Origin of the sequence: Amycolatopsis sp. MtRt-6 (assembly GCF_017308975.1) — a bacterium.
GTDB lineage: Bacteria > Actinomycetota > Actinomycetes > Mycobacteriales > Pseudonocardiaceae > Amycolatopsis.
The window spans coordinates 23,868-45,979 of record NZ_JADWPD010000003.1; the positions used below are offsets into that span (position 1 = coordinate 23,868).

Below are 22,112 nucleotides of genomic sequence, written 5' to 3' on the forward strand. Positions count from 1 at the left end.
GTCATGCACGCGCTGGGCAATGAGCACCTGAGCAAGGCGGAGTGGCGTGAGCGGGTGACACGCGCCCGGGCGGGGCAGGCAGCCGAATCACGCGCCCGGGAGGCGTCGGCGCTGGTCAGTGCGGTGTCGAAGGTCACAGCGAGCACCGTGTGCGCGTACCTGCCGTTCGGCACCGAGCCGGGCACGACGGCGTTCGTCGACGCGCTGGTGGCCGGCGGTGCGCGGGTGCTGCTGCCCGTCATCCGGTCGCGGACGGAGCCGCTCGACTGGGCCGAGTACACGGGCGAGGCCGATCTGGTGCCCAGCCTGTTCCGCGGCATCCGCGAACCGGGCGGGCAACGCCTGGGTACCGAGGCCGTGGGGGCGGCCGAGCTGGTGCTGGTGCCCGCGCTGGCCGTGGACCGCCGGGGCGTCCGGCTCGGGCGCGGGGCCGGGCACTACGACCGTTCGCTGGTCTTCGCCGCGGCCGGCGCCGCGCTGGTGGCCGTCGTGCGGGACGAAGAGCTGGTCGAACGGCTGCCCGGGGAACCGCACGACGTGCGCATGACCGGGGCGTTGACGCCGGGTCGAGGCGTGGTCGAGCTCCCGGTGTGAGCAACCTGGAATTGCTTTCGGGGAAGGTTTTCCCGCACAATCGAGTTAGCACTCAGGTCGGATGAGTGCCAGCAAAGGAGCCGTCAGTGCCTACGTACCAGTACGCCTGCAAAGAATGCGACCACCGGTTCGAAGCCGTGCAGTCGTTCTCGGACCCCAGCCTGACCGTGTGCCCGCAGTGCTCCGGTGCGCTGCGCAAGGTCTTCAGCTCGGTCGGCGTCGTCTTCAAGGGCAGCGGGTTCTACCGCACGGATTCGCGCGACTCGAGCAAGTCGAGCACCGCGGCCACCCCGGCGAAGACCGAGACCAAGACGGAGTCGAAGTCCGACACGAGCTCGGCATCCTCCTCTTCGACCACGACGAAAACGGCCGCCGCGGCGTCCTGACCCGCGAGTTGTCCACAACACCCCGGTTGTCCACAGATGCCGGATCCGGCCCTTCCGGCGGCCGGTCCGGCTTCCCTAACGTCGATCTCGTGCGGCACACCGCCGCACCCGATCCGGCCAAGGGGGCCCCGTGGACATCCTGGCGAAGCTCCGCCTACCCGATCTGACCCGGCCGCTGCGCCGGCGGACGCGGCTCATCCGCCGCTGGCTCGCCGCCGGTCTGCTGGCGCTGGGCGGGTTACTGCTGGTCAACCCCGCATCCGCGCGAGGCGCACCGACCGTCCTCGCGGCACACGACCTGCCACCGGGCACCACGCTGCGCGCCGGCGACGTCAAGCTGGCCGAACTCCCCGACGAAGCACGTCCTACCGGCGTGTTGAGCACCCTCGACGCCGTCGAGGGCCGTCTGCTGGCGGGCGCCGTCCGGGCCGGCGAGCCACTGACCGACGTCCGGCTGGCCGACGCGGTCGTCCCGAGCGACCCCGGCACGGCGACCGTGCCGGTCCGGCTGGCCGACGTGGCGGTCGCCGAGCTGCTCCAGCCCGGGCAACGCGTCGACGTCGTCGCGGCCCCGGAGCCGGCCTCGCCGGCGTCCGTGCTGGCGGGTGGGGCGACGGTGGTGACGGTCGGGCACCGGGAGCCGGCCACGGCGAAGGGGCCACTGGTCCTGCTCCGGCTCCCCGAGGCATCGGCGACGAAGGTGGCGGCGGTTTCACTGGAGCGACCCGTAACGGTTACTCTCCGCTAGCCCGAGCCCGCCGAGACGGGGCTGGGCGTCCCCTTCCGGTTCGTGGCTCGTGAGGAGAGCAAGGTGTTCAAAGGCTTCAAGGACTTCCTGATGCGCGGCAACGTCGTCGACCTCGCCGTGGCGGTGGTCATCGGCTCGGCGTTCACGGCGATCGTCACGGCGTTCACCAACGGCCTGATCAAGCCGCTGATCAACGCCATCGGCGGCACGGACGCCGCGCAGGGCCTGGGCTTCAAGATCTTCGCCGGCAACCCGTCGACGTTCCTCGACTTCGGCGGCGTGATCAACGCGGCGATCAACTTCGTGCTGGTCGCGGCGGTGGTCTACTTCGTGATCGTGATGCCGGTGAAGAAGCTCCAGGAGCGCCGCAAGCGCGGCCAGGAGCCGGGCCCGTCGGAGCCGACGGACGTGGAGCTGCTGACCGAGATCCGCGACCTGCTACGAGCCCAGCAGTCCCAGCGCGGCAACGACCGCGACTGACGAGGTCAGCGATCGTGGTGCGGTGGCCGGTTCTCCCGGTACCAGTCGTCCGGGAGACCGGTGCGCCGCTCGGGATCGCGTTCATCGGAGGTGGTCTCGGGCAGCACGTCCCCGAAGATCTCATCAACCCGGCGGCGCTGTTCGCTGCCAACCCGAGGTTTCCGCGGTTCGCCCGACGACATACCCCCAGTCTCCCACGACGCGGTGTTTGACAACTCCAGAGCGCAAGGACGCGCGGTTGCTCCGCCCGCCGATTACCGCCGGGCCCGGGCATTCCTCGGCCGCCACGACGTCCCCCGGGTCCACCGCCTGCTCACCGGCGACTCCAACACCGCCCTACGCGGCGGCGAGCGCGTCGAGGCGGCGCAGCTGCTCGGCACTCAGTTCCAGCCCCGCGGCGGCAACGTTCTCCTCCAGGTGCGCAATCCGCCCGGTGCCCGGAATCGGCAGCACCACCGGCGACCGGGCCAGCAGCCAGGCCAGCGCCACCTGGGCCGGCGTGGCACCCAGCTCCCCCGCGACGGCGGCAACCTCGGCACCCCCGGACGCAGCCGGCGCAACGGGCCGCCAAGGCAGGAACGCGATGCCCGCCGCGGCACAGGCCTCGACCACCGGCTCGTGCTCCCGGTCGAGCACGCTGTACCGGTTCTGCACGCTGACGACCTCGACGAGCTCCCGAGCCCGGGCAAGCTCGTCGACGGTCACCTCGGACAGCCCGAGCAGGCCCACCTTCCCGGCGCGCTGCAGCTCGCCGAGGGTGCCGAGCTGGTCGGCCAACGGCGTCTCCGGGTCGATGCGGTGCAGCTGCAGCAGCTCGATCCGTTCCACCCGGAGCCGGCGCAGGGCCTGGTCGACCTGGTCACGCAGGATTTCGGGCCGGGCGTCGAGCCGCCACTCGCCGCCGGGACCGGTTCGCGCGACGCCGACCTTGGTGGTGATCAGCAGCTCGTCCGGGTAGGGGTGCAGGGCCTCGGCGAGCAGTTCCTCGTTGGCCCCGCCGCCGTAGAGGTGCGCGGTGTCGATGAGCGTGACGCCCAGCTCGACGGCCCGCCGGGCGACGGCGATCGCGCCGGCCCGGGCGGGCCCGGCTTCGGTCGGCAGGTGCATGGCCCCGAAACCGAGCCTGCGGACGGTCAGCCTACCGCCGACGCGGAAGTCGGCGGTCACACCTCTTCGAGGCCCGAAAGCTCGTCGATCACGTGCGGCACGAGCGAGGTCAGCGTCGCCATCCCGTCACGGACCGCGGACCGCGACCCGGCCAGGTTGACTACGAGCGTGCTGCCGGAAACCCCGGCGAGCCCGCGCGAGATCCCGGCGTCGACGGCGCCGGCGGCCAGCCCGGACGCGCGGATGGCCTCGCTGATGCCCGGAATCGGCCGGTCGAGCACGCCGGCGGTGGCGTCCGGGGTCCGGTCACGCGGCAGCACACCGGTGCCGCCGACGGTGATCACCAGGTCGGCGCCGCCGATCACAGCCGTGTTGAGCGCGTTGCGGATACCCGCGGTTTCGGCCTCGACCACCACGACACCGTCGACGATGAAGCCCGCTTCTTCGAGCAGCTCCGTGACCAGCGGGCCAGTGGTGTCCTCGTGCTCGCCGTGCGCCACGCGATCGTCCACGATGACCACGAGGGCCCGGCCCAGCCGTTGTGCACTCCGTTCCATGGCGCCCACCGTAGCCGGTTTCGGCGCCCCGGCGCCGGGAGGTGCCGGGTGAGTCCTGACGATTCGGTGACGTGCCGCGGCGAGCCCGCGCAGGCCCCGCCGAAGCCCCCTAGCGTGGCCGGTGTGCGCGTACTGGTCACCGGCGGAGCCGGGTTCATCGGGTCCCACATCGCCGACCTCCTGGCGAACGGCGGTGACGAGGTCGTGGTGCTGGACAACCTCCTCCCCACGGCGCACGGGTCCCGCACCCCGCCGCCGTACACGGGCAGGCACCGCTTCCTCCGCGGCGACGTCACGGACACGGAGATCGTCGCGGAGCTGCTGGACGGCGTTGACGCGGTCTGCCACCAGGCGGCGGTGGTCGGGCACGGAATCGACCCGTCCGACGCCCCGTCGTACGCCCTGCACAACGACTACGGCACGGCGGTGCTGCTGGCCGCGATGCACGCGGCCGGCGTGCGGAAGCTGGTCCTGGCCTCATCGATGGTCGTCTACGGCGAAGGCCGCTACGCGTGCCCGGAGCACGGCGTGGTGCCGCCGTCACCACGCCGCCAGTCCGATGTGGACGCGGGCCGTTTCGAGCCGCGGTGCCCGTCCTGCCCGGCGGAGCTGAGCTGGCGGCTGGTGCCCGAGGACGCACCGTTGAACCCCCGCAGCACGTACGCGGCGACGAAGCTGGCCCAGGAACACCTGGCGGGCGCGTGGGCCCGCCAGACGGGCGGCAGCGTGTGGGCCATGCGCTACCACAACGTCTACGGCCCGCGCATGCCCCAGAACACGCCGTACGCCGGAGTCGCGTCCCTCTTCCGTTCGGCCCTGGCACGCGGCGAGGCCCCCAGGGTCCTGGAGGACGGCCACCAGCAGCGCGACTTCGTCCATGTCCACGACGTGGCCAGGGCGAACGTCCTGGCCCTCCGGACACCCGGCCCGGCCGACCTGACGGCGGTGAACGTCTGCTCCGGAACCCCGCACACGGTGGGCGAGCTGGCCGAGGAGCTGTCCCGAGCCTGCAACGGCCCGGCACCGAAGGTGCTGGGCGGCGCCCGCCCGGCCGACGTCCGCCACGTCGTCGCCGACCCGGCCCGCGCCCGCGAGCTGCTCGGCTTCACCGCGGAAGTCGGCTTCGCGGAAGGCATCGCCGACTTCGCCACGGCGGAGCTCCGGGAACCGGTCTCACCCTGACGGCCCGGCACCGTGAACCAACAGAACTCCTGTGGCTCAGCTCGGCACGATTCGTACCACGGGGATTTCTCGCACCGTCCTCGTCCGGAACCGGTCGTACTCGGGGAAGATCTCGACCATCATGGCCCACAGCCGCTCCCGCGTGGCCCCGGTGGCCGTGTCCGCGCGCGCGTCGAACACCTCGGCGCCGACCTGAACCCGAACCTCGGGGTCGTGCCGGAGGTTCAGGTACCACTCCGGGTGATGTGCCTTGCCGCCGTTCGAGCCGACGACGACGAATCGATCGCCGTCCCGCCCGTAGATCAACGCGGTGCGCCGCAGCAGGCCGGTCCGCCTGCCGCGGGTCGTGAGCAGCAAGGTATCGGTTCCCGACCAGCGATGACCGCGCGATCCACCGGACTCGACATAGCGCCGCACGTGCGCATGCACCCAGCCGACCGGGCTGTCGGTCACGTCGCTCACGGCTGCCGTCCGATCTTGCGGATCTCCCGGTCGAGCGTCTCGGCGGAGACGGCCATGTCAGCACCGAAGGTCTCCTCGCCCATCCGGCTCATGATCTCGTCCTCCGGGACGTCCTCGACATGGCTCTGGATCCACCAGATGTTCCCGAACGGATCCCGGATCCGGCTGCCGCGATCACCCCACGCGTTGGTCGAGAGCGGCGTCACGGTTGTGGCTCCGGCGTCGAGCGCGGCTTGGTGCACCGCATCGCAGTCATCGACGTAGAGAGTCAGGAAGCCAGGCGTGGCCGGCCAGTCGGGCTTCGCATCGAACGTCATGATGACGGAGTCGGCGATCTGGACCTCGGCATGCCCGATCGTGCCATCATCGTTGAGCACTTGCCCGCGGTCGGTCGCCCCGAACGCCTTCTCCATGAACGCGACGAACCCCGCAGCGCCCTTGACGATGACATAGGGCGTCACCGCGTGATAGCCGTCCGGGATCCTGCGCACCTGCTGCGTCACGACCTGTCCTTTCGCCGGTTCCGAACCGACCCTAGATCCCATACAGGTCAAACCGGGACCTATATGGACAGGCGCCGTCGACGGGAAGCGGCTCACCCATCGCGCCCCGCCTCCACCGGCCGGCACGCCTGGCTAGGGCATCGCGAGCGGCAGCCGCACCTCGAACCGGCACCCCGGCCCGTGGTTCTGCACCCCGATCCGCCCACGATGCGCCTCGACCAGGCCCTTGGCGATGGCGAGCCCGAGCCCACCCCCGCTGGTCGTCCCCCCGCGCTCGGGCGTCCGCGCCTGCGTGCCGCGGAAAGCGACGTCGAAAACCCGGTTGATCTCGTCGTCCGGGATGCCGCCGCAGGAGTCGTCGACAGCGAGCAGAGCCTCGTCGCCGTCGACGCCGATCTGCACCGCGACCGTCCCGTCCGGCGGTGTGTGCCGGATCGCGTTGGACACCAGGTTCCGCACGATCCGGGCCAGTTCCGGATCGCTGCCGGTCACCACCGGCCAGGTCGACGCGTTGGCGAGCACCCGGACCCGCTTCCGGTACGCGACCGGCGCCTGTGCGGCGACGGCGTCGCTCACGACGTCCCGCAGCGGCACCGCGGACATCGTGAGCTCCAGGGCGCCGGCGGTGATCCGCGAGAGCTCGAACAGGTCCCCGACCATCGCGGACAACCGCTTGGTCTCGCCGCTGATCCGCTGGGCGTAGTCGGCGACCTCGTCGCGTTCGGACACCACGCCGTCGGCCAGCGCTTCGGCCATCGCCTGGATCCCGGCCAGCGGGCTGCGCAGGTCGTGGCTGATCCAGGCGACCAGTTCGCGCCGTGACGCCTCGGCGGCGCGTTCCCGCTCGCGTGCCTCGCGTTCCCACACGCTGCGCCGGGCGATGGCCCGGCCGAGGATGATCGCCGCCGGCACGGTGACCAGCGCGACGAGCAGGCAGACCAGGAGCATCGTGGTCAGGGCCGGGGTGAACATGAACCCGCTGATCCCCAGCACGCCGACCAGCGTGGCGAGCACCGGGATCAGCACCAGCACCGTCAGCGTCGTCGCGAGCGAACCCCGGCGCAGGACGTACAGCGCCACGCCGCCCAGCGCCGCGACCGGCAGCGAGAACAGCAGCGCGAACGGCAGGATGTGCCAGAGGTGCGTCAGCATGTCCTCGAAGGACTCGCCCGAGCCGATCACGGCTGCTCCCGGTCGTAGCGGTAGCCGACACCCCACACGGTCGCCACCCGGGCCGGCTTGGCCGGGTCGCGCTCGATCTTCTCGCGCAACCGTCGCACATGGACGGTCACTGTGGACTGATCGCCGAAGTCCCAGCCCCACACCTTCTCGAGCAGGTCCGCGCGCGAGAAGGCGACGCCGGGGTGGGCGAGGAAGAACGCCAGCAGGTCGAACTCCCGGGTGGTCAACGGCAGTTCGTGGCCACCCAGGGTCGCGGTCCGCGCCCGCATCTGCAGGCGCAGGTTGCCGTCCACGAGCTCGGCGGCGGCCGGCTCCGGACGCGGCATCCGGGCCCGGCGCAGCACCGATGCCACGCGCAAGGCGAGTTCCTTGGGGCTGAAGGGTTTCGTCACGTAGTCGTCGGCGCCCAGCTGGAGCCCGGCGATGCGGTTCTCCTCCTCGCCCAGGGCGGTGAGCATGACGATCGGCACCTGGCTGACCTGGCGCAGCCGCCGGCACACCTCCAGGCCGTTGATCCCCGGCATCATGACGTCGAGGACGACCAGATCGGGCTCGTGGGCGCCGAACCTGGCCAGGCCCTCGGCGCCGTCGCCGGCCTGGTCGACGGTGAACCCGGCCACCTCGAGGTAGCGGCGGACGACGTCGCGGACCGTCTCGTCGTCGTCGACCACGAGCACCCGCCCGGCCTGATCGCTCATCACGTCTCCCTCACCAGCCCGTCAGCAGCAGGTGGTTGACCGCCAGCGCCGTCGCCGCCTGCGCGGCCAGCCACCACCGGCGACCGGGCCGCGGCAGCAACGCCGTCATCGGCAGCAGCCACACCCCGAACGGTAGCCAGATCCGCTCGGTCTCGGCTTTCGACAGGCCCGAGACGTCGGCGAAGAGGATGGCGGCCAGTGCGGCGAGGCCGATCAGGAGCACCGGGTCGGTGAGCAGAGCCCGGCGTGGGGAGGCGAGACCGCGCCGGACGGCGGCCACGACCGCGGGACCGAGGGCGACGACGACCGCCGCGAGGTCGGCCCACGCCCAGTAGGAATAGGGCCGGACCAGCGCCACGCCCTGGTAGTAGCGCTCGACGACCAGGTGGTAGCCGTCGAGCCACCAGAACCCGGCCCAGGCGAAGGCGCCGACGACGGCGAGTGCCGCGGCGATCGCCACCGCCGCCGCCCGCCACTGCCGGCCGAGGACGGCGACCGCCACCGCGAGCAGCCCGAGCAGCACCAGTCCGTAGGACAGGAAGACCCCGAAGCCGAGCAGGATCCCGGCGGCCAGCGCGGCCGGGACGGCGTAGCGGCGGCCGTCGGTGAACCCCCTCGCGGACAACGCCAGCAGCGCCAGCCCGGTGGCGGTCACGCCGGCGAACAGGCCGTCCGCCGACACGCCGATCCACACCGCGCCGGGGGTGAGGACGGCGAACGGCAGCACCGCGCGGGCCGCCTCGGGCCTGCCGAGCAGGGCGACCGTGGCCGGCACGGCCACCGCGACCAGGCTGCCGGCGAGCACCACGGCCGTGGCCGCCCACGCGCCGCCGTGCAGGCCGATCCGGTCGAGCCAGACGAAGACGAGCGTCGCGCCCGGTGGGTGGCCCGACACGTGCGTCGTCCACGAGTGCGGCTGGAAGTCGAGGATGCGGGAGGAGAACTCGCGCAGCATCCGCGGGATGTCGGTGATGCCGGGGACCTCGTGGAGGTACTCCTGCGGGATGGTCAGCCGTCCGGCGAAGCCGCGCGTCCAGCCGTCGACCATGGCCAGCGAAAAGATCCAGGCGAGCGAAGCCAGGTAGCCGGCGGCGAGCGCGCGGCGCCACGGCAGGTGGACGGCCAGGGCGGGGCCGTGCAGCACCACCGCGACCGCGACGAGCACGGCGAACAGCGAGCCCGGGCCGGCGTGCGGCAGCCAGTCGGCGAACAACGGCGGCGCGGACACGAAGATGATCACGCCGGAGTGCGGCCGGTTGTAGTAGAGGCCGACCGCGGCGGCCGCGGCGACGAGCACCACCGCCGCGGCGACCGCGACGAGGTCGGCGCGGCGGCCGGAGACCGGGGCTTCGGGTTCGCGGGCAGGCGGCTCGGCGAGCCGGGCTGCCGGTTTCGGCTCGCTCATCGCCGTCCACCCTAGGCCCGCGGCGGCCGATCCGCGCCTTCGGAACGGGAGCCGTAACGACGCGGTAAGAACTCGCCGGACGTCATGATTCGGTAAGCGCCACAAGGGTTCTACGGCCGCCGAAGCGGACTTACGGTCGGCGCCGTGACTGAATCGGAAGTGGACGTCGTCCTGCCCTGCCTCGACGAAGCGCGCGCCCTCCCCGGCGTGCTGGCCGGCCTGCCGCCCGGCTACCGCGCGATCGTGGTCGACAACGGTTCGGCCGACGGCTCGCCCGAAGTGGCGGCCGCACTCGGCGCGAAGGTCGTCCACGAACCGCGCCGCGGCTACGGCGCGGCCGTGCACACCGGGCTGGAAGCCGCCACCGCGGACATCGTGTGCTTCGCCGACGCCGACGGGTCACTGGACCTCGCCGACCTGCCGCGGCTGGTGGCGGCGGTCGAAAGCGGCGCGGACCTGGCCGTCGGACGCCGGGTGCCCACCGGTCCCGGGGTGTGGCCGTGGCACGCGCGGGCGGGCAACGTCGTGCTCGCGCTGCTGTTGCGCGGCCGCGGGCTGCCGGTGCGGGACATCGCGCCCCTGCGCGCGGCGGACCGGCGCGCGCTGCTCGGCCTGCGCGTCGCCGACCGGGCGTTCGGCTACCCCCTGGAGCTGCTGATCAAGGCGCAGCGCGCCGGCTGGCGGGTCCGCGAGTTCGACGTCCGCTACGGCGAGCGTGCCAAGGGCACGAAGTCGAAGGTGTCCGGGTCGGTGCGGGGGACGCTGCGCGCGGTCCGCGACTTCGGGCGGGTGCTGGCCCGATGACGCGCCCGTTCGTCCTGCTCGTCGTGACCAAGGCACCGGTCGCGGGCCTCGCCAAGACCCGGCTCTGCCCACCCGCCACGCCGGCTCAGGCGGCCGAGATCGCCGCGGCCGCGCTGCTCGACACGCTCGACGCCGTCTGCGCGGTGCCCGGCGCCTTGCCCGTCGTCGCGATGACCGGCGATCTCGGTGCGGCCGCCCGGCCGGTCGAAATCGGCATGGCGCTCCGCCACGTCACCACGATCCCGCAGCGTGGGCCCGATTTCGGCGTCCGGCTGGCGAACGCCCACGCCGACGCCGCCGCGGTGCACGCGGGCCTGCCGATCCTCCAGATCGGCATGGACACCCCGCAGGTCACGCCGGAACTCCTCGCCGCGGCGGCCGCACCGGTCCGGGACGGCGGCCACGACTCGGTGCTCGGGCCGGCCGTGGACGGCGGCTGGTGGGCGCTGGGGCTCGCCGAACCACGCCACGCCGAGGTCCTCGCGGACGTCCCGATGTCCCGCGACGACACCGGCATCCGGACGCTGCGGGCGCTCGTCGCGTGCGGGCTCCGGCCGAGCGGGACGGCCCGGCTGTCCGATGTGGACACCATGGCGGACGCCCGCTCGGTGGCGGCGGCGTGCCCGGGTGGCCGGTTCGCCCGTGCCGTCGCGGCCGTCGGCGGACAGGCGGTGGCGTCATGACGGCCATGATGAGCACCGGCCACGAGTTCGACCGCGGCCTGCTCGGCCACCACTGCTGGCTCGAGCTGGCGAGCGGCGAGCGGATCGAGCTGCCGGTGAAGCGGTGGACCGAACCGTCCGACGGCGACGACGTCCTGCTCGACGCGTGCTCCGGCCCGACCGTCGACCTCGGGTGCGGGCCCGGCAGGCTCACCGCGGCGCTGGCCGGGCGCGGCGTCGTCGCGCTGGGCGTGGACAGCTCGCGCACGGCCGTCGCACTGACCCGGCGGCGCGGCGGGAGTGCGTTGCAGCGCAACATCTTCGACCACCTGCCCGGCGAAGGCCGGTGGCGCCACGCCCTGCTCGCGGACGGCAACATCGGCATCGGCGGCGACCCGGCCACGTTGCTGCGGCGCACCGCGCGCTTGATCGCCCCCGGCGGTGACGTCCTCGTCGAGCTGGAGCCACCCGGCCGGGGTCTCCGGCACGAACGCGTCCGGCTCCGGCCCGGCCGCGCCGACGTCGCCTGGTTCACCTGGGCGTGGGTCGGCGTCGACGCGATCGCCGAAGTCGCCGTGCGCGCCGGGTTGCGCGTCGACTGGACCACCCGGCGTGGGCACCGCTGGTTCGCGCGGTTGGAGCGGGCGTGAAACTCCCGATTCCGGCGGAAGGACAGTTCCGCGCCCCGGCGCACCACGAGCGCGTGACGTCGAAGATCGGCCTGGCGCTCGCGATCACGTTCACGACGTGCTTCGTGACGGGGTTGCTCAGCCACCTGATCCAGCACCCGCCCGGGTGGTTCTCCTGGCCCAGCCGCCCGGTCGGGCTCTACCGCGTCACGCAGGGCCTGCACGTGATCGCGGGCGTGGCGTCGATCCCGCTGCTGCTGGCCAAGCTGTGGAGCGTCTACCCGAAGCTGTTCGGCCGGCCGCTCGTCCGTTCGCTGCCGCACGCCCTGGAGCGGCTGTCGATCCTGGTGCTGTCCGGTGCGGCGTTCTTCGAGCTGACGACCGGGCTGCTGAACGTCGCGCAGAACTACCCGTGGGGCTTCTACTTCCCGCAGGTGCACTACGCGGTCGCGTGGCTGGCGATCGGCTCGATCCTGGTGCACGTCGCGGTGAAACTGCCGATCATCCGCCGCGCCCTGAGCCGGACGACCGTCGAGGAGCCGCCGGCGAAGGGGTTGTCGCGACGAGGGTTCCTGATGACCACCGGGCTGGCGGCCGGCGTCGCGGTCGTGGCCACCGCGGGCGCGACGGTCCCGTTCCTGCGCGGGGTATCCGGGCTGTCCTGGAAGACCGGCAAGGGCACGCAGGGCCTCCCGGTGAACCGCACGGCGGCCGCCGCGGGCGTCACGTGGTCGCCGGCCTGGCGCTTGTCGGTGGTGACCCCGCGCGGCACGACGACGTTCTCGCTCGACGAGCTGCGCGCCCTGCCGCAGACGACGGCGGAACTGCCGATCGCGTGCGTGGAGGGCTGGAGCCAGTCGGCCATCTGGCGCGGGATTTCGCTGCCCACGCTGTTGAAGGCCGTCGGCGCGGCACCGGGCACCGCGCTCCGGGTGTCCTCTTCGGAGCGCGGCGGGCTGTACGGCGTCAGCGTGCTGCCCGGCGAGCACACGGCCGACGAGCTGACGCTGCTGGCCCTCGAGCTGAACGGCGAGGTCCTCGCCCCCGACCACGGCTTCCCCTGCCGGATCATCGCCCCGAACCGGCCCGGCGTGCTGCAGACGAAGTGGGTCACGAAGCTGGAGGCGCTGTGAAGGCCGTCCGTGTGCTCCTCGCGCTGCCGGGGCTGGCGGCGCTGGCGTGGGGCGTGGTGCTGTTCGCCGAGTACGCCCTGCCCCTGCGCCCCGACGTCTACGGCACCCTGAGCTGGCTCGTCGGCGGCCCAATAGTCAACGACGCGGTCATCGCCCCGCTGACAGCGATCCTCGGCATCGTCCTGTCCCGCCGCCTGCCACCCCGCTGGCGAACCCCCGTCATGGCCGGGACGGTCATCACCGCCACCCTGGCGATCCTCGCGTTCCCGCTGCTCTGGCGCCCGTACGGAACCCCGCCCATGCCCGGCCTCCACGACACCAACCCCACCCCCGGCCTGGCCTTCACGGTGGCAGCGGTCTGGCTGGCAGTGGTCCTAACCGCCCTAACCCGCCGTGTCGTCCCCCCAATCACGAGTGATGCCCCTCCAATCACGCGAGATTCCCCTCCAGTCACGCGAGATGCCCCTCCAATCACGCCAGATACGCCCCCAATCACACGAGATACGCCCCCAGTCACGCCAACCGACCGCCCGGGCACGCCAACCGACCCTCCAGGCACGCAACCCGACCGCCCCGGCACCCCGGCCGACCCTCCAGGTACCTGACCAACAAATGCGGCCACGCGCGACCGGCATCGAGTGCCTGGTCGCGCGTGGCCTTGTGGGTCCGGCCCCGGAAGCGGGGGTCGAGCCGAAGTTGGTCTCGGCCGCACCAAGGCAGCCGAGCGTCTGGAATCAGTTGGGCTGGACGGGCTGGCCGCCGAACGTCACCTCGACCGTGCGGTTGTCGGAGAGCGTGAACGTCGCCTTCTCGTCCGGGGCCCGGGTGCGGACCGCCGCGACCAGCGTGTCGGCCGAGTCGATCGGGCGGTCGTCGATCTTGGTGACGACGTCGCCCGCCTTCAGGCCGGCCTTCTCCGCCGGGCTGCCCGGCTTGATCGCACCCAGCTCGGCGCCGCCCTGCGGGGCGTCCTTGACCTCCGCGCCGATGTACGTCTGCACCGCCTGGCCGGTCTTGATGATCGTGTCCGCGGTGCGGCGGGCCTGGTCGATCGGGATGGCGAAGCCGATGCCGACGTTGCCGCCTTCCGAACCGCCGCCCTGGCCGCCGCCCGACTGCGGGCTGTAGATCGCGGAGTTGATGCCGATGACCTGGCCGGCCATGTTCGCCAGCGGGCCACCCGAGTTGCCCGGGTTGATCGCCGCGTCCGTCTGGACCGCGTCCATCACCGTGGTCTGGTCGCCGCTGCTGCCGCCGGCGCGCACCGGCCGGTGGAGCGAGCTGACGATGCCCGAGGTGACCGTGCCGGCCAGCTCGAACGGCGAACCGATGGCGACCACCGACTGCCCGACCCGCAGGTCGTCGGACCGGCCGAGCTCCACCGGCGTCAGGTTGCCGACGCCGTTGACCTTGACGACGGCGATGTCGGTCGTCGGGTCGCGGCCGACGATCTTGGCGGCGGCCTTCTTGCCGTCCTGGAACACCGCCTGGATCTGCCCGCCGTTCGCGCCGACCTCGACGACGTGGTTGTTCGTCAGGATGTAGCCGTCGGTGCTGATCACGAACCCGGAGCCTTCGCCGGCCCCCTGCGCACCGCTGACCTGCAGCTCGACCACGCTCGGCGACAGCTTCTGCGCGACGGCCTCGACCGAGCCGGCGGGCGCGTTGCCCGTTTGCTGGGCCGGCTTCGGCGCGTCGAGCGCGTTGCTGGCCGGGCCGGACGACCCGCCGGTGAAGTACCCGACCGTGCCGCCCGCGATGCCGCCGACCAGCAGCGCGACCAGCGCGACACCGGCGAGCAGCTTCCCGCCGGACCGCTTCGGCTCCGGCGCGGCGGCCACGGCGTAGCCGGACGTGCCGGGCTGCCCGTACGGGTTCGGCGGCGGGTAGACGCTCTGCGGGTTCTGGCCGGACGGCATTTGCGAGCCCGAGGCGGACCACGGGTTCGCGGACTGCCCGTACGCCGGATCGGCCCCGGTCACCGCGTGGTACGACGGCTCGGAGTACTGCGGCGCACCGCCGGACTCGGGCTTGGCCTGCTCACCGTACGGGTTCCCCGCCCAACCGCCCTGGGCCGGCTGCTGGCCGGTCTCGGGGTGCCTCGGCGCCGCGGGGTCGTGTGCGCTGGGGTCGTTCTCGGTCATGTCCTCACCTTGCGCGATGGTCCTGAGAGGTTCCTGAGCCGAACCTGTGCATCGCAGATGAGTATGGCCGGATCAGCCCGCCGCGCGGAGCCGTTCCGCGATCTGCTCCGGCGTCGCGTCGTTGATCCACACCGCCATGCCCGACTCGGACCCCGCCAGGTACTTCAGCTTGTCCTTCGCGCGCAGCACGGAGAACAGCTCCAGGTGGAGCCAGCCGAGCTCGCGGTCGCGGCGCACCGGCGCCTGGTGCCACGCCGCGATGTAGGGCAGCGGCCGGTCGTACAGCGCGTCGCAGCGGCGCAGCACGTCGAGGTAGACGTCGGCGAAGTCGTCACGCTCGGCGTCGGTCAGCGCGGGGATGTCCGCGACCTGCCGGTGCGGCACGACGTGCACCTCGACCGGCCAGCGGGCCGCCGGCGGCACGTACGCCGTCCAGTGCTCGCCGGACACGACGACGCGCGCGCCGGACTTCTGCTCCGCGGCCAGCACGTCACCGAGCACCGGGCGCCCGTTTTCGGCCTGGTAGGCGCGGGCGACGTCGAGCATCCGCTCGGTCTTCGGCGTGACGAACGGGTAGCCGTAGATCTGCCCGTGCGGGTGCGACAGCGTGACGCCGATTTCCTCGCCGCGGTTCTCGAACGGGAAGACCTGTTCCACCCCGGGCACTTCGGACAGCGCGGCGGTGCGGTCGGCCCACGCGTCCACCACGGCCCGCACCTGCTTCGAGCTCAGCCGCGAGAAAGCGCCGTCGTGGTCGCTGGTGAAGCAGACGACCTCGCAGCGGCCGCGTCCCGGCTGCACCGGCACCAGCCCGAGGCCGTCCACAGTGGACGGCTCGCCGACGACGTCCTCGGCGAAGGACGGGAACCGGTTCTCGAAGACGACGACGTCGTAGTCGCTTTCGGGGATCTCGCTCGGTTTGCCGGGCTTGCTCGGGCACAGCGGGCAGAGGTCCGCCGGCGGCTTGTACGTCCGCGTCTGCCGGTGCGCGGCCATGGCCACCCACTCGCCGGTCAGCGGGTCCCGCCGGATCTCCGACGCGGCCGAAACCGGTGGCAGGTCGCGGGTGTCCTCGGCGACGCGGCCGGGTGCGCCGGGCTGGTCGAAGTAGATGATCTCCCGGCCGTCGGCCAGGTGTCGTACGGTTCGCTTCACGCTTCTTCGGCCTCGACCGTCTCCGCCGTTTCGGCGATCATGAGTTCCCCTGCCCTTTCGGCGAGTATTTCCTTGGCCTCGTCGGGAATCCCGTCATCGGTGACGACGACGTCGGCCTCGTCCAGGTCGGCGATCGTCGAGATCCCGACGGTGCCCCACTTCGTGTGGTCGGCGAGCACGACGAGCTTGCGCCCGGCCTCGACCAGCGCGCGGTCGGTTTCGCTCTCGGTGAGGTTCGGCGTGGTGAACCCCGGCCCCTCGGCCATCCCGTGCACGCCGAGGAAGACCGCGTCCAGGTGCAGCGACCGCAGGCTGTGCACGGCGACCGGCCCGACCAGCGCGTCCGACGGCGTCCGCACGCCGCCGGTGAGCACGACGGTGCGGTCCGGCTGCGTCGACCCGCGGAGCACGTCGGCGACCTGGATCGAGTTCGTCACGATGGTGAGCCCGGGGATGGCGTCGAGCGCCCGCGCCAGCGTCCACGTGGTGGTGCCGGCGGAGATGCCGATCGCGGTGCCGGGCCGGACCAGCGTCGCGGCGAGCTCGGCGATGGCTTCCTTCTGCGCCCGCTGACGCACGGACTTGGCCTCGAACCCGGGCTCGTCGGTGCTCTTGCCGACGACCGAAGTGGCGCCGCCGTACACCTTCTCGACCAGCCCGCGCCCGGCGAGGACGTCGAGGTCGCGGCGCACCGTCATGTCGGACACGCCCAGCCTGGTCACGAGGTCACTGACCCGGACCGCCCCGGTCCGGCGTGCCTCTTCCAGGATCACCGCCTGTCGCTGACGCGCCAGCACCGTTCAACTCCGTCCCGTCCGGCCAACTACACAAAATCCTACACGATTCAACACGGAATCCGCTGACCGGAGCCGGGTGAACTTCGAAACACCAGGTCACGACGCGGGGAGCAGGTGGGGTATCACGCCCCAGCCGAACAACACCACCACCGGGGTCGCCAGCGCAACCTGCCACGCTCGCGACAGCGCGTCCGCGGTGACGAGCGCGGCGTACGCGTAGGAAGCCGCGGCCACGACGAAGAACACCACGACGTTCGGCAGGTCGACCACCGTGGACACCAGCGCGAAGAAGACCAGCGGCCCGCCCAGCGCGACGGGCCAGGCCGGCCGGACGCGCCCCACCGCCATGATCGCCCACGCGAGCAGCGCCACACCGAACACCAGGAGCGGCACCGCGATGATGCCGACGAGCAGGCAGCCGGGGCCGTCACACAGGCGCCACGGCACCACCTGCGGGACCAGCGCCGCCAGCACCGCGGCGGCCGCGGCGACCAGGCACCGGCGGATCAGTTCAGCACCCAACACGCGCCGATCCTGGCCGATGCCGCCGCCGACGTCCCGGAAACGCCGGAATCAGCCGGGCGCCCCCGGCAGCCGGATCGTCATCAACGCGCCGCCCTCGGGTGCCCGCGAGGCGTACACCGCCCCGCCGTGCCGCTCGGCAGCGTGTTTCACGATCGCGAGCCCGAGGCCCGAGCCCGGCAGCGTCCGCGCCTCCGACGAGCGGTAGAAGCGGTCGAACACCTTGGGCAGGTCTTCTTCCGCGATGCCCGGCCCGGCGTCCGCGACCTCGACGACGGCGGTCCCGTCGCCGAGCGGGTACAGCCGCACCCAGACCGTCGCGTCCGGCGGCGAGAACTTCACCGCGTTGTCGAGGAGGTTCAGCACCGCCCGCTCGAGCGAGCTGTTGTCACCGGTGAGCACCCACGGCTGCAGCGAGACGTCGAAGTTGATCTCGCCCGCGCGCCGCCGCGCCCGGTCGAGCGCGCGCTCGACGACGTCCAGCAGCTCGACGCGTTCGAAGCGCTCACGCGGCTCGTCCTGCCGGGCGAGCTCGACCAGGTCGCCGATGAGTTGCGTCAGCTCGTCGAGCTGGCCGCTGATGTCCGCGACGATGTCGACGCGGTCCTCGTCCCGCAGCGGCGGCGCGCCCGGCTTGCTGGCGGCCAGCAGCAGCTCGAGGTTGGTGCGCAGCGACGTCAACGGCGTCCGGAGCTCGTGGCCGGCGTCGGCGACCAGCTGGCGCTGGCGTTCCTGCGAGTCCGCGACCGTGCCGAGCATGGTGTTGAAGGTCTGGGTCAGGCGCGCCAGCTCGTCGTCGCCGCTGACCGGGATCGGCCGCAGGTCGCCGGTCCTGGCGACGCGCTCGGCGGCCGACGTGAGCCGGTCGACCGGGCGCAGGCCGGCGCGCGCGACCGCGGTGCCCGCCGCGGCGGCGACCAGGATGCCGGCGCCGCCGATCAGGAACAGCACCAGGGCGAGCTCGTTCAGCGTGCGCTTGGTCGGGCCCATGGACTGGGCCAGCACGATGGCCTCGCCGTGCCCGTTCGGCAGCGCGACCACGCGGCTGTCGGAGCGGAAGTCCGTGCGCAGCGACTCCGTCGAGTCCCCGTTCGCGACGGCCAGCTCGTCCTGCCCGAACGGCGGCGGCGAGCTCGACAGCGGGTACGTCATCACAGCGTGCTGGACGTCGGGCGCCGCGTTGAGCTGCCCGATCTGCAGGTCGGCGCTGGCCAGGAAGGCGCCGGGGACCTGCCGCAGCTCGGTCTGCACCTGCGGCGAGTCGGCCGCCGCGTGCGCGCGCGCCAGCAAGCTGTCGTCGAGCTGCTGGTAGAGGTTGTTGCGCACGACCATGTAGGCGCCGATCGACACCAGCGCGACGGCGCCGGCGACACAGGCGGCGGCGAGCAGCGTCACCCGGCCGCGCAGCGAGAACCGGCGGGCTCCCCAGCGCGTGCCGCGAGGATCGCCGGGTTCGGTCACGGCGGGGTTTCCCTCAGGACGTACCCCACTCCCCGCACCGTGTGGATCAGCCTCGGTTCCCCCTCGGCTTCCGTCTTGCGGCGCAAGTAGCCGACGTAGACCTCCAACGCGTTGCCCGACGTCGGGAAGTCGTAACCCCATACTTCCTCCAGGATCCGGCCACGCGTGAGGACGTGCTTCGGGTAGGAAAGGAACAGTTCCAGCAGGGCGAACTCGGTCCTGGTCAGACTGATCTCGCGGCCACCGCGGCGGACCTCCCGGGTGCCCGGGTCGAGGGTCAGGTCCGCGAAGGACAGCACCTCCGAGGCCTGGCCGGCCTGGCCCTCCGGGATGGCGCGGCGCAGCAGCGCGCGCAGCCGGGCGAGCAGCTCCTCGAGCGCGAAGGGTTTCGGCAGGTAGTCGTCGGCGCCGGCGTCCAGCCCGGACACCCGGTCGGAAACGGTGTCGCGGGCGGTGAGCACGAGGATCGGCAGGTCGTCGCCGGTGCTGCGCAGGCGGCGGGCGACCTCCAGGCCGTCGAGCCGGGGCATCATGACGTCCAGGACCATCGCGTCCGGCCGGTCGGCGATGATCGCCTCCAGGGCCTGCGCACCGTCACTGGCCAGCTGGACCTGGTAACCGTTGAACTCCAGGGACCGCCGGAGCGACTCACGGACGGCGCGGTCGTCGTCCACCACAAGGATGCGCATGGCGCTAGTTTTACGCAGCGTGCTGAGACCCGCCTAAGAACACACGCAGAACTCACAAAGGATTTGTCACTCCGGACCGCGCGCGACCGGCGCGTTCCAGCGCCGCCAGAGCGCGACCATCCGGATCGAAACCACGACAGCGGCGGCGACGACGGTCACCGGCCCGCCCGGAAGTTGCACAGCGTGACCAACGGCGACGAGCGCCGAGCCGGCCAGCGCGGCCACGGCGTAGATCTCCTTCCGCAGGACGAGCGGGATTTCCCGGAGCAGCAGATCGCGCACGGCCCCACCGCCGATGCCGGTGGTCATCCCGATCAGACACGCGGCGTAGACCGTGGCGCCGGCGTTGAGCGCGATGGTCGTCCCGGCGGTGGCGAAGACGCCGAGCCCGAGCGCGTCCGCGAGCAGAACGCCCCGCCGCAGCCGCGCGACCTGCGGGTGGAAGACGAAGACGGCCAGGGCGGTCCCGGCGCAGACGGCGAGGTAGGGCCAGTTCCGCAGCGTCGTGGGCGGGTGGATGCCGAGCAGGACGTCCCGGATGACACCACCACCGAGCGCGGTGGTGAGCCCGACCACGACGACACCGAAGACGTCGAGCCGCGCCCGCACCGCGGCGAGCGCCCCGGACGCGGCGAAGGCGACGAGCCCGACGAACTCCAGCGCCGTGAGCAGCATCTACTGGTCGAGAAGGCCACCGCGGTAGGCCAGCAGCGCGGCCTGCACCCGGTTGGCGGCACCGATCTTCGAGAGCACGGCGGAGACGTACCCCTTGACGGTGGCTTCGGAGAGGTGGAGCCGCCCGCCGATCTCGGCGTTGGACAGTCCCTGGCCGATCAGGGCGACGACCTCGCGTTCCCGTTCGGACAGCGAGGCGAGCAGCTTCCGGGCGGGCTGAGCGGCACGTTGTTCGTCCCGGTGCGACTGAACCATCCGCGCGGCAACACCCGGGTCGAGCACGGCACCCCCGCGCGCGAGGTCCCGGACGGCCCTGAGCAGCGCGGCCGGGTCGATGTCCTTGAGGAGGAACCCGTTGGCCCCGAGCCGCAGGGCAAGGCTGACGTATTCGTCGATGTCGAAGGTGGTCAGCATGGCCACGGTGGGCGGATCGGGCAGGGCGAGGATGGCCCTGAGGGCCCGGATGCCGTCGTCGGGAGCCCGCATCTTGATGTCGAGAAGGGCCACGTCGGGGTGGTAGCGCCGGGCAACCTCCACGGCGGATCTGCCATCGCTCGCCTCGCCCACGATCTCGATGTCCTGGGCCCCGGACATCATCGCGCGCAACCCCGAGCGCACCAGTTCCTCGTCGTCGGCGAACATGAGCTTGATCAACGAAGCCCTCCGCAACAGCCGGTGGAGGCGGCTCCCCGCATCCCGTTAACGAAGGTTACCTACTGTTGTTCAGCAGTTCGAAACCAGACACGACCAGGTGAGGCACTGGTCCGTCCAGGTCAGGTCGGGTGAGCCGTCCGGCTGGGTGTATCCAGGCTGTCGGCTTCGCGTGAGAACCACTCACCTGGGTGACGACGACCGTCGGGTTGCTCCATCCGTGCCCCTGCACTCGTACGTCGTCCGGGCAAGCTAAGCTGGCGTCGGCTGTAGCAGGCCCTCGTAGCTCAGGGGATAGAGCACCGCTCTCCTAAAGCGGGTGTCGCAGGTTCGAATCCTGCCGGGGGCACCGTTTTCCGGTCATGAGTTTCTCCGACAGCGTCGCTCGCGAGCCGGTGAGTGCGCTCCTTCAAGTCGTCTTCGATGCGCTACCGCGCCGGGCGACGTGCGCGATCGGTCCGCCGGCGCGCTGCGGTGTCGAGCAGGTTGGCCACCGTCCGACGGACTGTGCCGGGGGTGGCCGGAGCGGTGTCACCGCGGTAGCGGCGCAACAGTTCCGTCCGCACCCGCGCTCCCTCGCCCCGCAGGGCAGATACGAGGAGCCGATCCTTTTCGGCAGCCGGCAGGTCGTGCACCCAAGCGGCGAGGTCATCGGGATCTTCAGCGGTGTCCGCGAGCGGCGGAGATGCCTGGGCCGCGACGGCGAGGAGGTCGTCGTCGAGGCGGAGGAAGTCGGCCAGGGCTCGCTGTGCCGCAGTGAGCGTGTCCAAACCGGCCGGAACCGGCGGTTCGGGTTCGTCGTCGGCTTCGCGGTCGAAAGCGTCCTCGTCGCGTTCCCAAGCGCCGTAAGCCGCCAGCCACGCGAGGTAGAGCGGCCGGAGGTCGCCGGCGGCGAGTTCGGCCCGGACTCCGACGATCGCCGACAGCAAGTTCTCGGGCTCTTCGTCGAAGTCGGACTCACCGGCGTCGTCTTCGCTCGCGAAGTCGAGGACGACGAACTCGCCGGTGACCCAGGCGCTCGTTTCCCCGGCGCAGTAGTCCTCGACGACTTCCGGATCGAGCAGGTCGGACGGCAGGCGGAACATCACCCGGTGGCTACCCCAGTTCGCCACGTACAGGTGCGCGTCGTAATAGCGCTCCATCAGGTGGCGCGGGTCACCCTTGAAGTCGCCCCAGTGGTACTCGTTCACGAAGCTGGTGGCGTTGATCATCGCCCGGGTGGACAAGGACCGGACCGCGGCTTGCTCGTCATCGTCCAGTGGCCGGTCGATCGCCAGGAACTCGTAGTACTGGTACTCGCTCACAGCTCTTCCCGTTCGCTCGCGCGGCAATCCAGATGCCCGGTGACGGCGACCAACCCGACCTGCCCGGTTCCGTCTGTGGCGAACTCGATGAATCCGGGTTCGACCAGGTCGACGGCTGCGCGGTCCCAGGCGCTCGTCGCCACGACCCGTCACCGGCCGATCAGCCGCTTCGGCAAACGACG

The 22,112-nt window shown here is 72.1% G+C and carries 27 protein-coding genes and 1 tRNA gene; 10 read left to right on the forward strand and 18 right to left on the reverse strand.

Annotation, left to right across the window (positions count from 1 at the left end; translation table 11 throughout):
* Positions 1–3: 3 nt before the first annotated feature.
* The 4 genes from I4Q55_RS06270 to mscL all read left to right on the forward strand — a co-directional run bounded on the left by I4Q55_RS06270 (position 4) and on the right by mscL (position 2,208).
* Positions 4–594 carry a 5-formyltetrahydrofolate cyclo-ligase gene (locus tag I4Q55_RS06270; RefSeq protein ID WP_206785079.1) on the forward strand — a complete coding sequence of 197 codons (591 nt, stop codon included), beginning with the start codon at positions 4–6 and terminating at the stop codon, positions 592–594.
* Positions 595–680: 86 nt separating this feature from the next.
* The gene (locus I4Q55_RS06275; protein WP_191306993.1) at positions 681–980 is read left to right on the forward strand and encodes an FmdB family zinc ribbon protein; all 300 of its coding nucleotides are present in this window, start codon (positions 681–683) and stop codon (positions 978–980) included.
* A 130-nt stretch (positions 981–1,110) separates the two neighbouring features.
* Complete coding sequence (locus I4Q55_RS06280) at positions 1,111–1,728, forward strand: SAF domain-containing protein (protein WP_206785080.1); 618 nt, start codon at positions 1,111–1,113, stop codon at positions 1,726–1,728.
* A gap of 63 nt (positions 1,729–1,791) precedes the next feature.
* Entirely contained in the window at positions 1,792–2,208 is a 417-nt protein-coding gene (gene mscL / locus I4Q55_RS06285) for a large-conductance mechanosensitive channel protein MscL (RefSeq protein WP_206785081.1), read from the forward strand.
* Positions 2,209–2,213: 5 nt separating this feature from the next.
* Here the strand turns inward: mscL and I4Q55_RS06290 are convergent, their stop codons facing one another.
* The 3 genes from I4Q55_RS06290 to I4Q55_RS06300 form a co-directional block, all read right to left on the reverse strand.
* Positions 2,214–2,390: a hypothetical protein gene (locus I4Q55_RS06290; RefSeq protein ID WP_206785082.1), complete on the reverse strand. Its 177-nt coding sequence runs from the start codon at positions 2,388–2,390 to the stop codon at positions 2,214–2,216.
* Between the two features lie 154 nt (positions 2,391–2,544).
* Entirely contained in the window at positions 2,545–3,375 is an 831-nt protein-coding gene (locus I4Q55_RS06295; RefSeq protein ID WP_206785083.1) for an aldo/keto reductase, read from the reverse strand.
* Positions 3,372–3,872, reverse strand: a complete 501-nt coding sequence (locus I4Q55_RS06300) for a molybdenum cofactor biosynthesis protein B (RefSeq protein WP_013230045.1) — start codon at positions 3,870–3,872, stop codon at positions 3,372–3,374. The genes I4Q55_RS06295 and I4Q55_RS06300 overlap by 4 nt, the downstream gene beginning before the upstream one ends.
* A 123-nt stretch (positions 3,873–3,995) precedes the next feature.
* Here I4Q55_RS06300 and I4Q55_RS06305 point away from each other — a divergent pair, with 123 nt between their 5' ends.
* Complete coding sequence (locus I4Q55_RS06305; protein WP_206785084.1) at positions 3,996–5,054, forward strand: NAD-dependent epimerase/dehydratase family protein; 1,059 nt, start codon at positions 3,996–3,998, stop codon at positions 5,052–5,054.
* A 36-nt stretch (positions 5,055–5,090) separates the two neighbouring features.
* Here the strand turns inward: I4Q55_RS06305 and I4Q55_RS06310 are convergent, their stop codons facing one another.
* From I4Q55_RS06310 to I4Q55_RS06330, 5 genes are all read right to left on the reverse strand, one after another.
* On the reverse strand, positions 5,091–5,516 hold the full coding sequence (locus I4Q55_RS06310; RefSeq protein ID WP_307793136.1) for a nitroreductase/quinone reductase family protein: 426 nt from the start codon (positions 5,514–5,516) through the stop codon (positions 5,091–5,093).
* Positions 5,513–6,019 carry a VOC family protein gene (locus I4Q55_RS06315; RefSeq protein ID WP_206785085.1) on the reverse strand — a complete coding sequence of 169 codons (507 nt, stop codon included), beginning with the start codon at positions 6,017–6,019 and terminating at the stop codon, positions 5,513–5,515. Before I4Q55_RS06315 ends, I4Q55_RS06310 begins: the two co-directional genes overlap by 4 nt.
* 132 nt (positions 6,020–6,151) lie before the next feature.
* The gene (locus I4Q55_RS06320) at positions 6,152–7,201 is read right to left on the reverse strand and encodes a sensor histidine kinase KdpD (protein WP_206785086.1); all 1,050 of its coding nucleotides are present in this window, start codon (positions 7,199–7,201) and stop codon (positions 6,152–6,154) included.
* Entirely contained in the window at positions 7,198–7,899 is a 702-nt protein-coding gene (locus tag I4Q55_RS06325) for a response regulator transcription factor (RefSeq protein WP_206785087.1), read from the reverse strand. Before I4Q55_RS06325 ends, I4Q55_RS06320 begins: the two co-directional genes overlap by 4 nt.
* A 10-nt stretch (positions 7,900–7,909) precedes the next feature.
* The gene (locus I4Q55_RS06330) at positions 7,910–9,304 is read right to left on the reverse strand and encodes a hypothetical protein (RefSeq protein ID WP_206785088.1); all 1,395 of its coding nucleotides are present in this window, start codon (positions 9,302–9,304) and stop codon (positions 7,910–7,912) included.
* 159 nt (positions 9,305–9,463) lie between these two features.
* Between I4Q55_RS06330 and I4Q55_RS06335 the strand changes: the two genes are divergently transcribed.
* The 4 genes from I4Q55_RS06335 to I4Q55_RS06350 are packed head-to-tail and all read left to right on the forward strand — an operon-like array spanning position 9,464 to position 12,532.
* Positions 9,464–10,108: a glycosyltransferase family 2 protein gene (locus I4Q55_RS06335; RefSeq protein ID WP_206785469.1), complete on the forward strand. Its 645-nt coding sequence runs from the start codon at positions 9,464–9,466 to the stop codon at positions 10,106–10,108.
* Entirely contained in the window at positions 10,105–10,791 is a 687-nt protein-coding gene (locus I4Q55_RS06340) for a DUF2064 domain-containing protein (protein WP_206785089.1), read from the forward strand. The genes I4Q55_RS06335 and I4Q55_RS06340 overlap by 4 nt, the downstream gene beginning before the upstream one ends.
* Positions 10,788–11,420 (forward strand): class I SAM-dependent methyltransferase, encoded by a 633-nt coding sequence (locus I4Q55_RS06345; RefSeq protein WP_206785090.1) that lies wholly within the window; start codon positions 10,788–10,790, stop codon positions 11,418–11,420. Before I4Q55_RS06340 ends, I4Q55_RS06345 begins: the two co-directional genes overlap by 4 nt.
* Entirely contained in the window at positions 11,417–12,532 is a 1,116-nt protein-coding gene (locus tag I4Q55_RS06350; RefSeq protein WP_206785091.1) for a molybdopterin-dependent oxidoreductase, read from the forward strand. Before I4Q55_RS06345 ends, I4Q55_RS06350 begins: the two co-directional genes overlap by 4 nt.
* A gap of 734 nt (positions 12,533–13,266) precedes the next feature.
* Here the strand turns inward: I4Q55_RS06350 and I4Q55_RS06355 are convergent.
* The 8 genes from I4Q55_RS06355 to I4Q55_RS06390 all read right to left on the reverse strand — a co-directional run bounded on the left by I4Q55_RS06355 (position 13,267) and on the right by I4Q55_RS06390 (position 20,629).
* Positions 13,267–14,676, reverse strand: coding sequence for a S1C family serine protease (locus I4Q55_RS06355; RefSeq protein ID WP_206785092.1), 1,410 nt, complete (start codon positions 14,674–14,676; stop codon positions 13,267–13,269).
* 72 nt (positions 14,677–14,748) lie between these two features.
* Complete coding sequence (gene galT / locus I4Q55_RS06360; RefSeq protein ID WP_206785093.1) at positions 14,749–15,831, reverse strand: galactose-1-phosphate uridylyltransferase; 1,083 nt, start codon at positions 15,829–15,831, stop codon at positions 14,749–14,751.
* Entirely contained in the window at positions 15,828–16,628 is an 801-nt protein-coding gene (locus tag I4Q55_RS06365; protein ID WP_206785094.1) for a DeoR/GlpR family DNA-binding transcription regulator, read from the reverse strand. Before I4Q55_RS06365 ends, galT begins: the two co-directional genes overlap by 4 nt.
* Before the next feature lie 96 nt (positions 16,629–16,724).
* The gene (locus I4Q55_RS06370) at positions 16,725–17,153 is read right to left on the reverse strand and encodes a hypothetical protein (protein ID WP_206785095.1); all 429 of its coding nucleotides are present in this window, start codon (positions 17,151–17,153) and stop codon (positions 16,725–16,727) included.
* A 48-nt stretch (positions 17,154–17,201) separates the two neighbouring features.
* Positions 17,202–18,611, reverse strand: a complete 1,410-nt coding sequence (locus I4Q55_RS06375) for a cell wall metabolism sensor histidine kinase WalK (RefSeq protein ID WP_206785096.1) — start codon at positions 18,609–18,611, stop codon at positions 17,202–17,204.
* A complete protein-coding gene (locus tag I4Q55_RS06380; protein WP_206785097.1) occupies positions 18,608–19,300 on the reverse strand; it encodes a response regulator transcription factor in 693 nt (230 codons plus the stop codon). The genes I4Q55_RS06375 and I4Q55_RS06380 overlap by 4 nt, the downstream gene beginning before the upstream one ends.
* A gap of 66 nt (positions 19,301–19,366) precedes the next feature.
* Positions 19,367–19,975 (reverse strand): trimeric intracellular cation channel family protein, encoded by a 609-nt coding sequence (locus tag I4Q55_RS06385; RefSeq protein ID WP_206785098.1) that lies wholly within the window; start codon positions 19,973–19,975, stop codon positions 19,367–19,369.
* On the reverse strand, positions 19,976–20,629 hold the full coding sequence (locus tag I4Q55_RS06390) for a response regulator transcription factor (RefSeq protein WP_003087851.1): 654 nt from the start codon (positions 20,627–20,629) through the stop codon (positions 19,976–19,978).
* A 273-nt stretch (positions 20,630–20,902) separates the two neighbouring features.
* Between I4Q55_RS06390 and I4Q55_RS06395 the strand changes: the two genes are divergently transcribed.
* A tRNA-Arg gene (locus I4Q55_RS06395) sits at positions 20,903–20,975 on the forward strand.
* A gap of 79 nt (positions 20,976–21,054) precedes the next feature.
* On the opposite strand, the gene I4Q55_RS06400 is transcribed toward I4Q55_RS06395, so the two are convergent.
* Positions 21,055–21,930 carry a hypothetical protein gene (locus tag I4Q55_RS06400; RefSeq protein WP_242545463.1) on the reverse strand — a complete coding sequence of 292 codons (876 nt, stop codon included), beginning with the start codon at positions 21,928–21,930 and terminating at the stop codon, positions 21,055–21,057.
* Positions 21,927–22,073, reverse strand: a complete 147-nt coding sequence (locus I4Q55_RS06405; protein WP_206785099.1) for a hypothetical protein — start codon at positions 22,071–22,073, stop codon at positions 21,927–21,929. The genes I4Q55_RS06400 and I4Q55_RS06405 overlap by 4 nt, the downstream gene beginning before the upstream one ends.
* Between the last annotated feature and the right edge of the window lie 39 nt (positions 22,074–22,112).

What these genes read in the sequence shown, in the direction of transcription:
- I4Q55_RS06345 (WP_206785090.1), top strand. Translation starts at nt 10,788, where the DNA reads ATGACGGCCATGATGAGCACCGGCCACGAGTTCGACCGCGGCCTGCTC.
- I4Q55_RS06300 (WP_013230045.1), bottom strand. Translation starts at nt 3,872, where the DNA reads ATGGAACGGAGTGCACAACGGCTGGGCCGGGCCCTCGTGGTCATCGTG.
- I4Q55_RS06290 (WP_206785082.1), bottom strand. Translation starts at nt 2,390, where the DNA reads ATGTCGTCGGGCGAACCGCGGAAACCTCGGGTTGGCAGCGAACAGCGC.
- I4Q55_RS06340 (WP_206785089.1), top strand. Translation starts at nt 10,105, where the DNA reads ATGACGCGCCCGTTCGTCCTGCTCGTCGTGACCAAGGCACCGGTCGCG.
- I4Q55_RS06355 (WP_206785092.1), bottom strand. Translation starts at nt 14,676, where the DNA reads ATGACCGAGAACGACCCCAGCGCACACGACCCCGCGGCGCCGAGGCAC.
- I4Q55_RS06270 (WP_206785079.1), top strand. Translation starts at nt 4, where the DNA reads ATGCACGCGCTGGGCAATGAGCACCTGAGCAAGGCGGAGTGGCGTGAG.
- I4Q55_RS06325 (WP_206785087.1), bottom strand. Translation starts at nt 7,899, where the DNA reads ATGAGCGATCAGGCCGGGCGGGTGCTCGTGGTCGACGACGACGAGACG.
- I4Q55_RS06380 (WP_206785097.1), bottom strand. Translation starts at nt 19,300, where the DNA reads ATGCGCATCCTTGTGGTGGACGACGACCGCGCCGTCCGTGAGTCGCTC.
- I4Q55_RS06330 (WP_206785088.1), bottom strand. Translation starts at nt 9,304, where the DNA reads ATGAGCGAGCCGAAACCGGCAGCCCGGCTCGCCGAGCCGCCTGCCCGC.
- I4Q55_RS06385 (WP_206785098.1), bottom strand. Translation starts at nt 19,975, where the DNA reads ATGCTGCTCACGGCGCTGGAGTTCGTCGGGCTCGTCGCCTTCGCCGCG.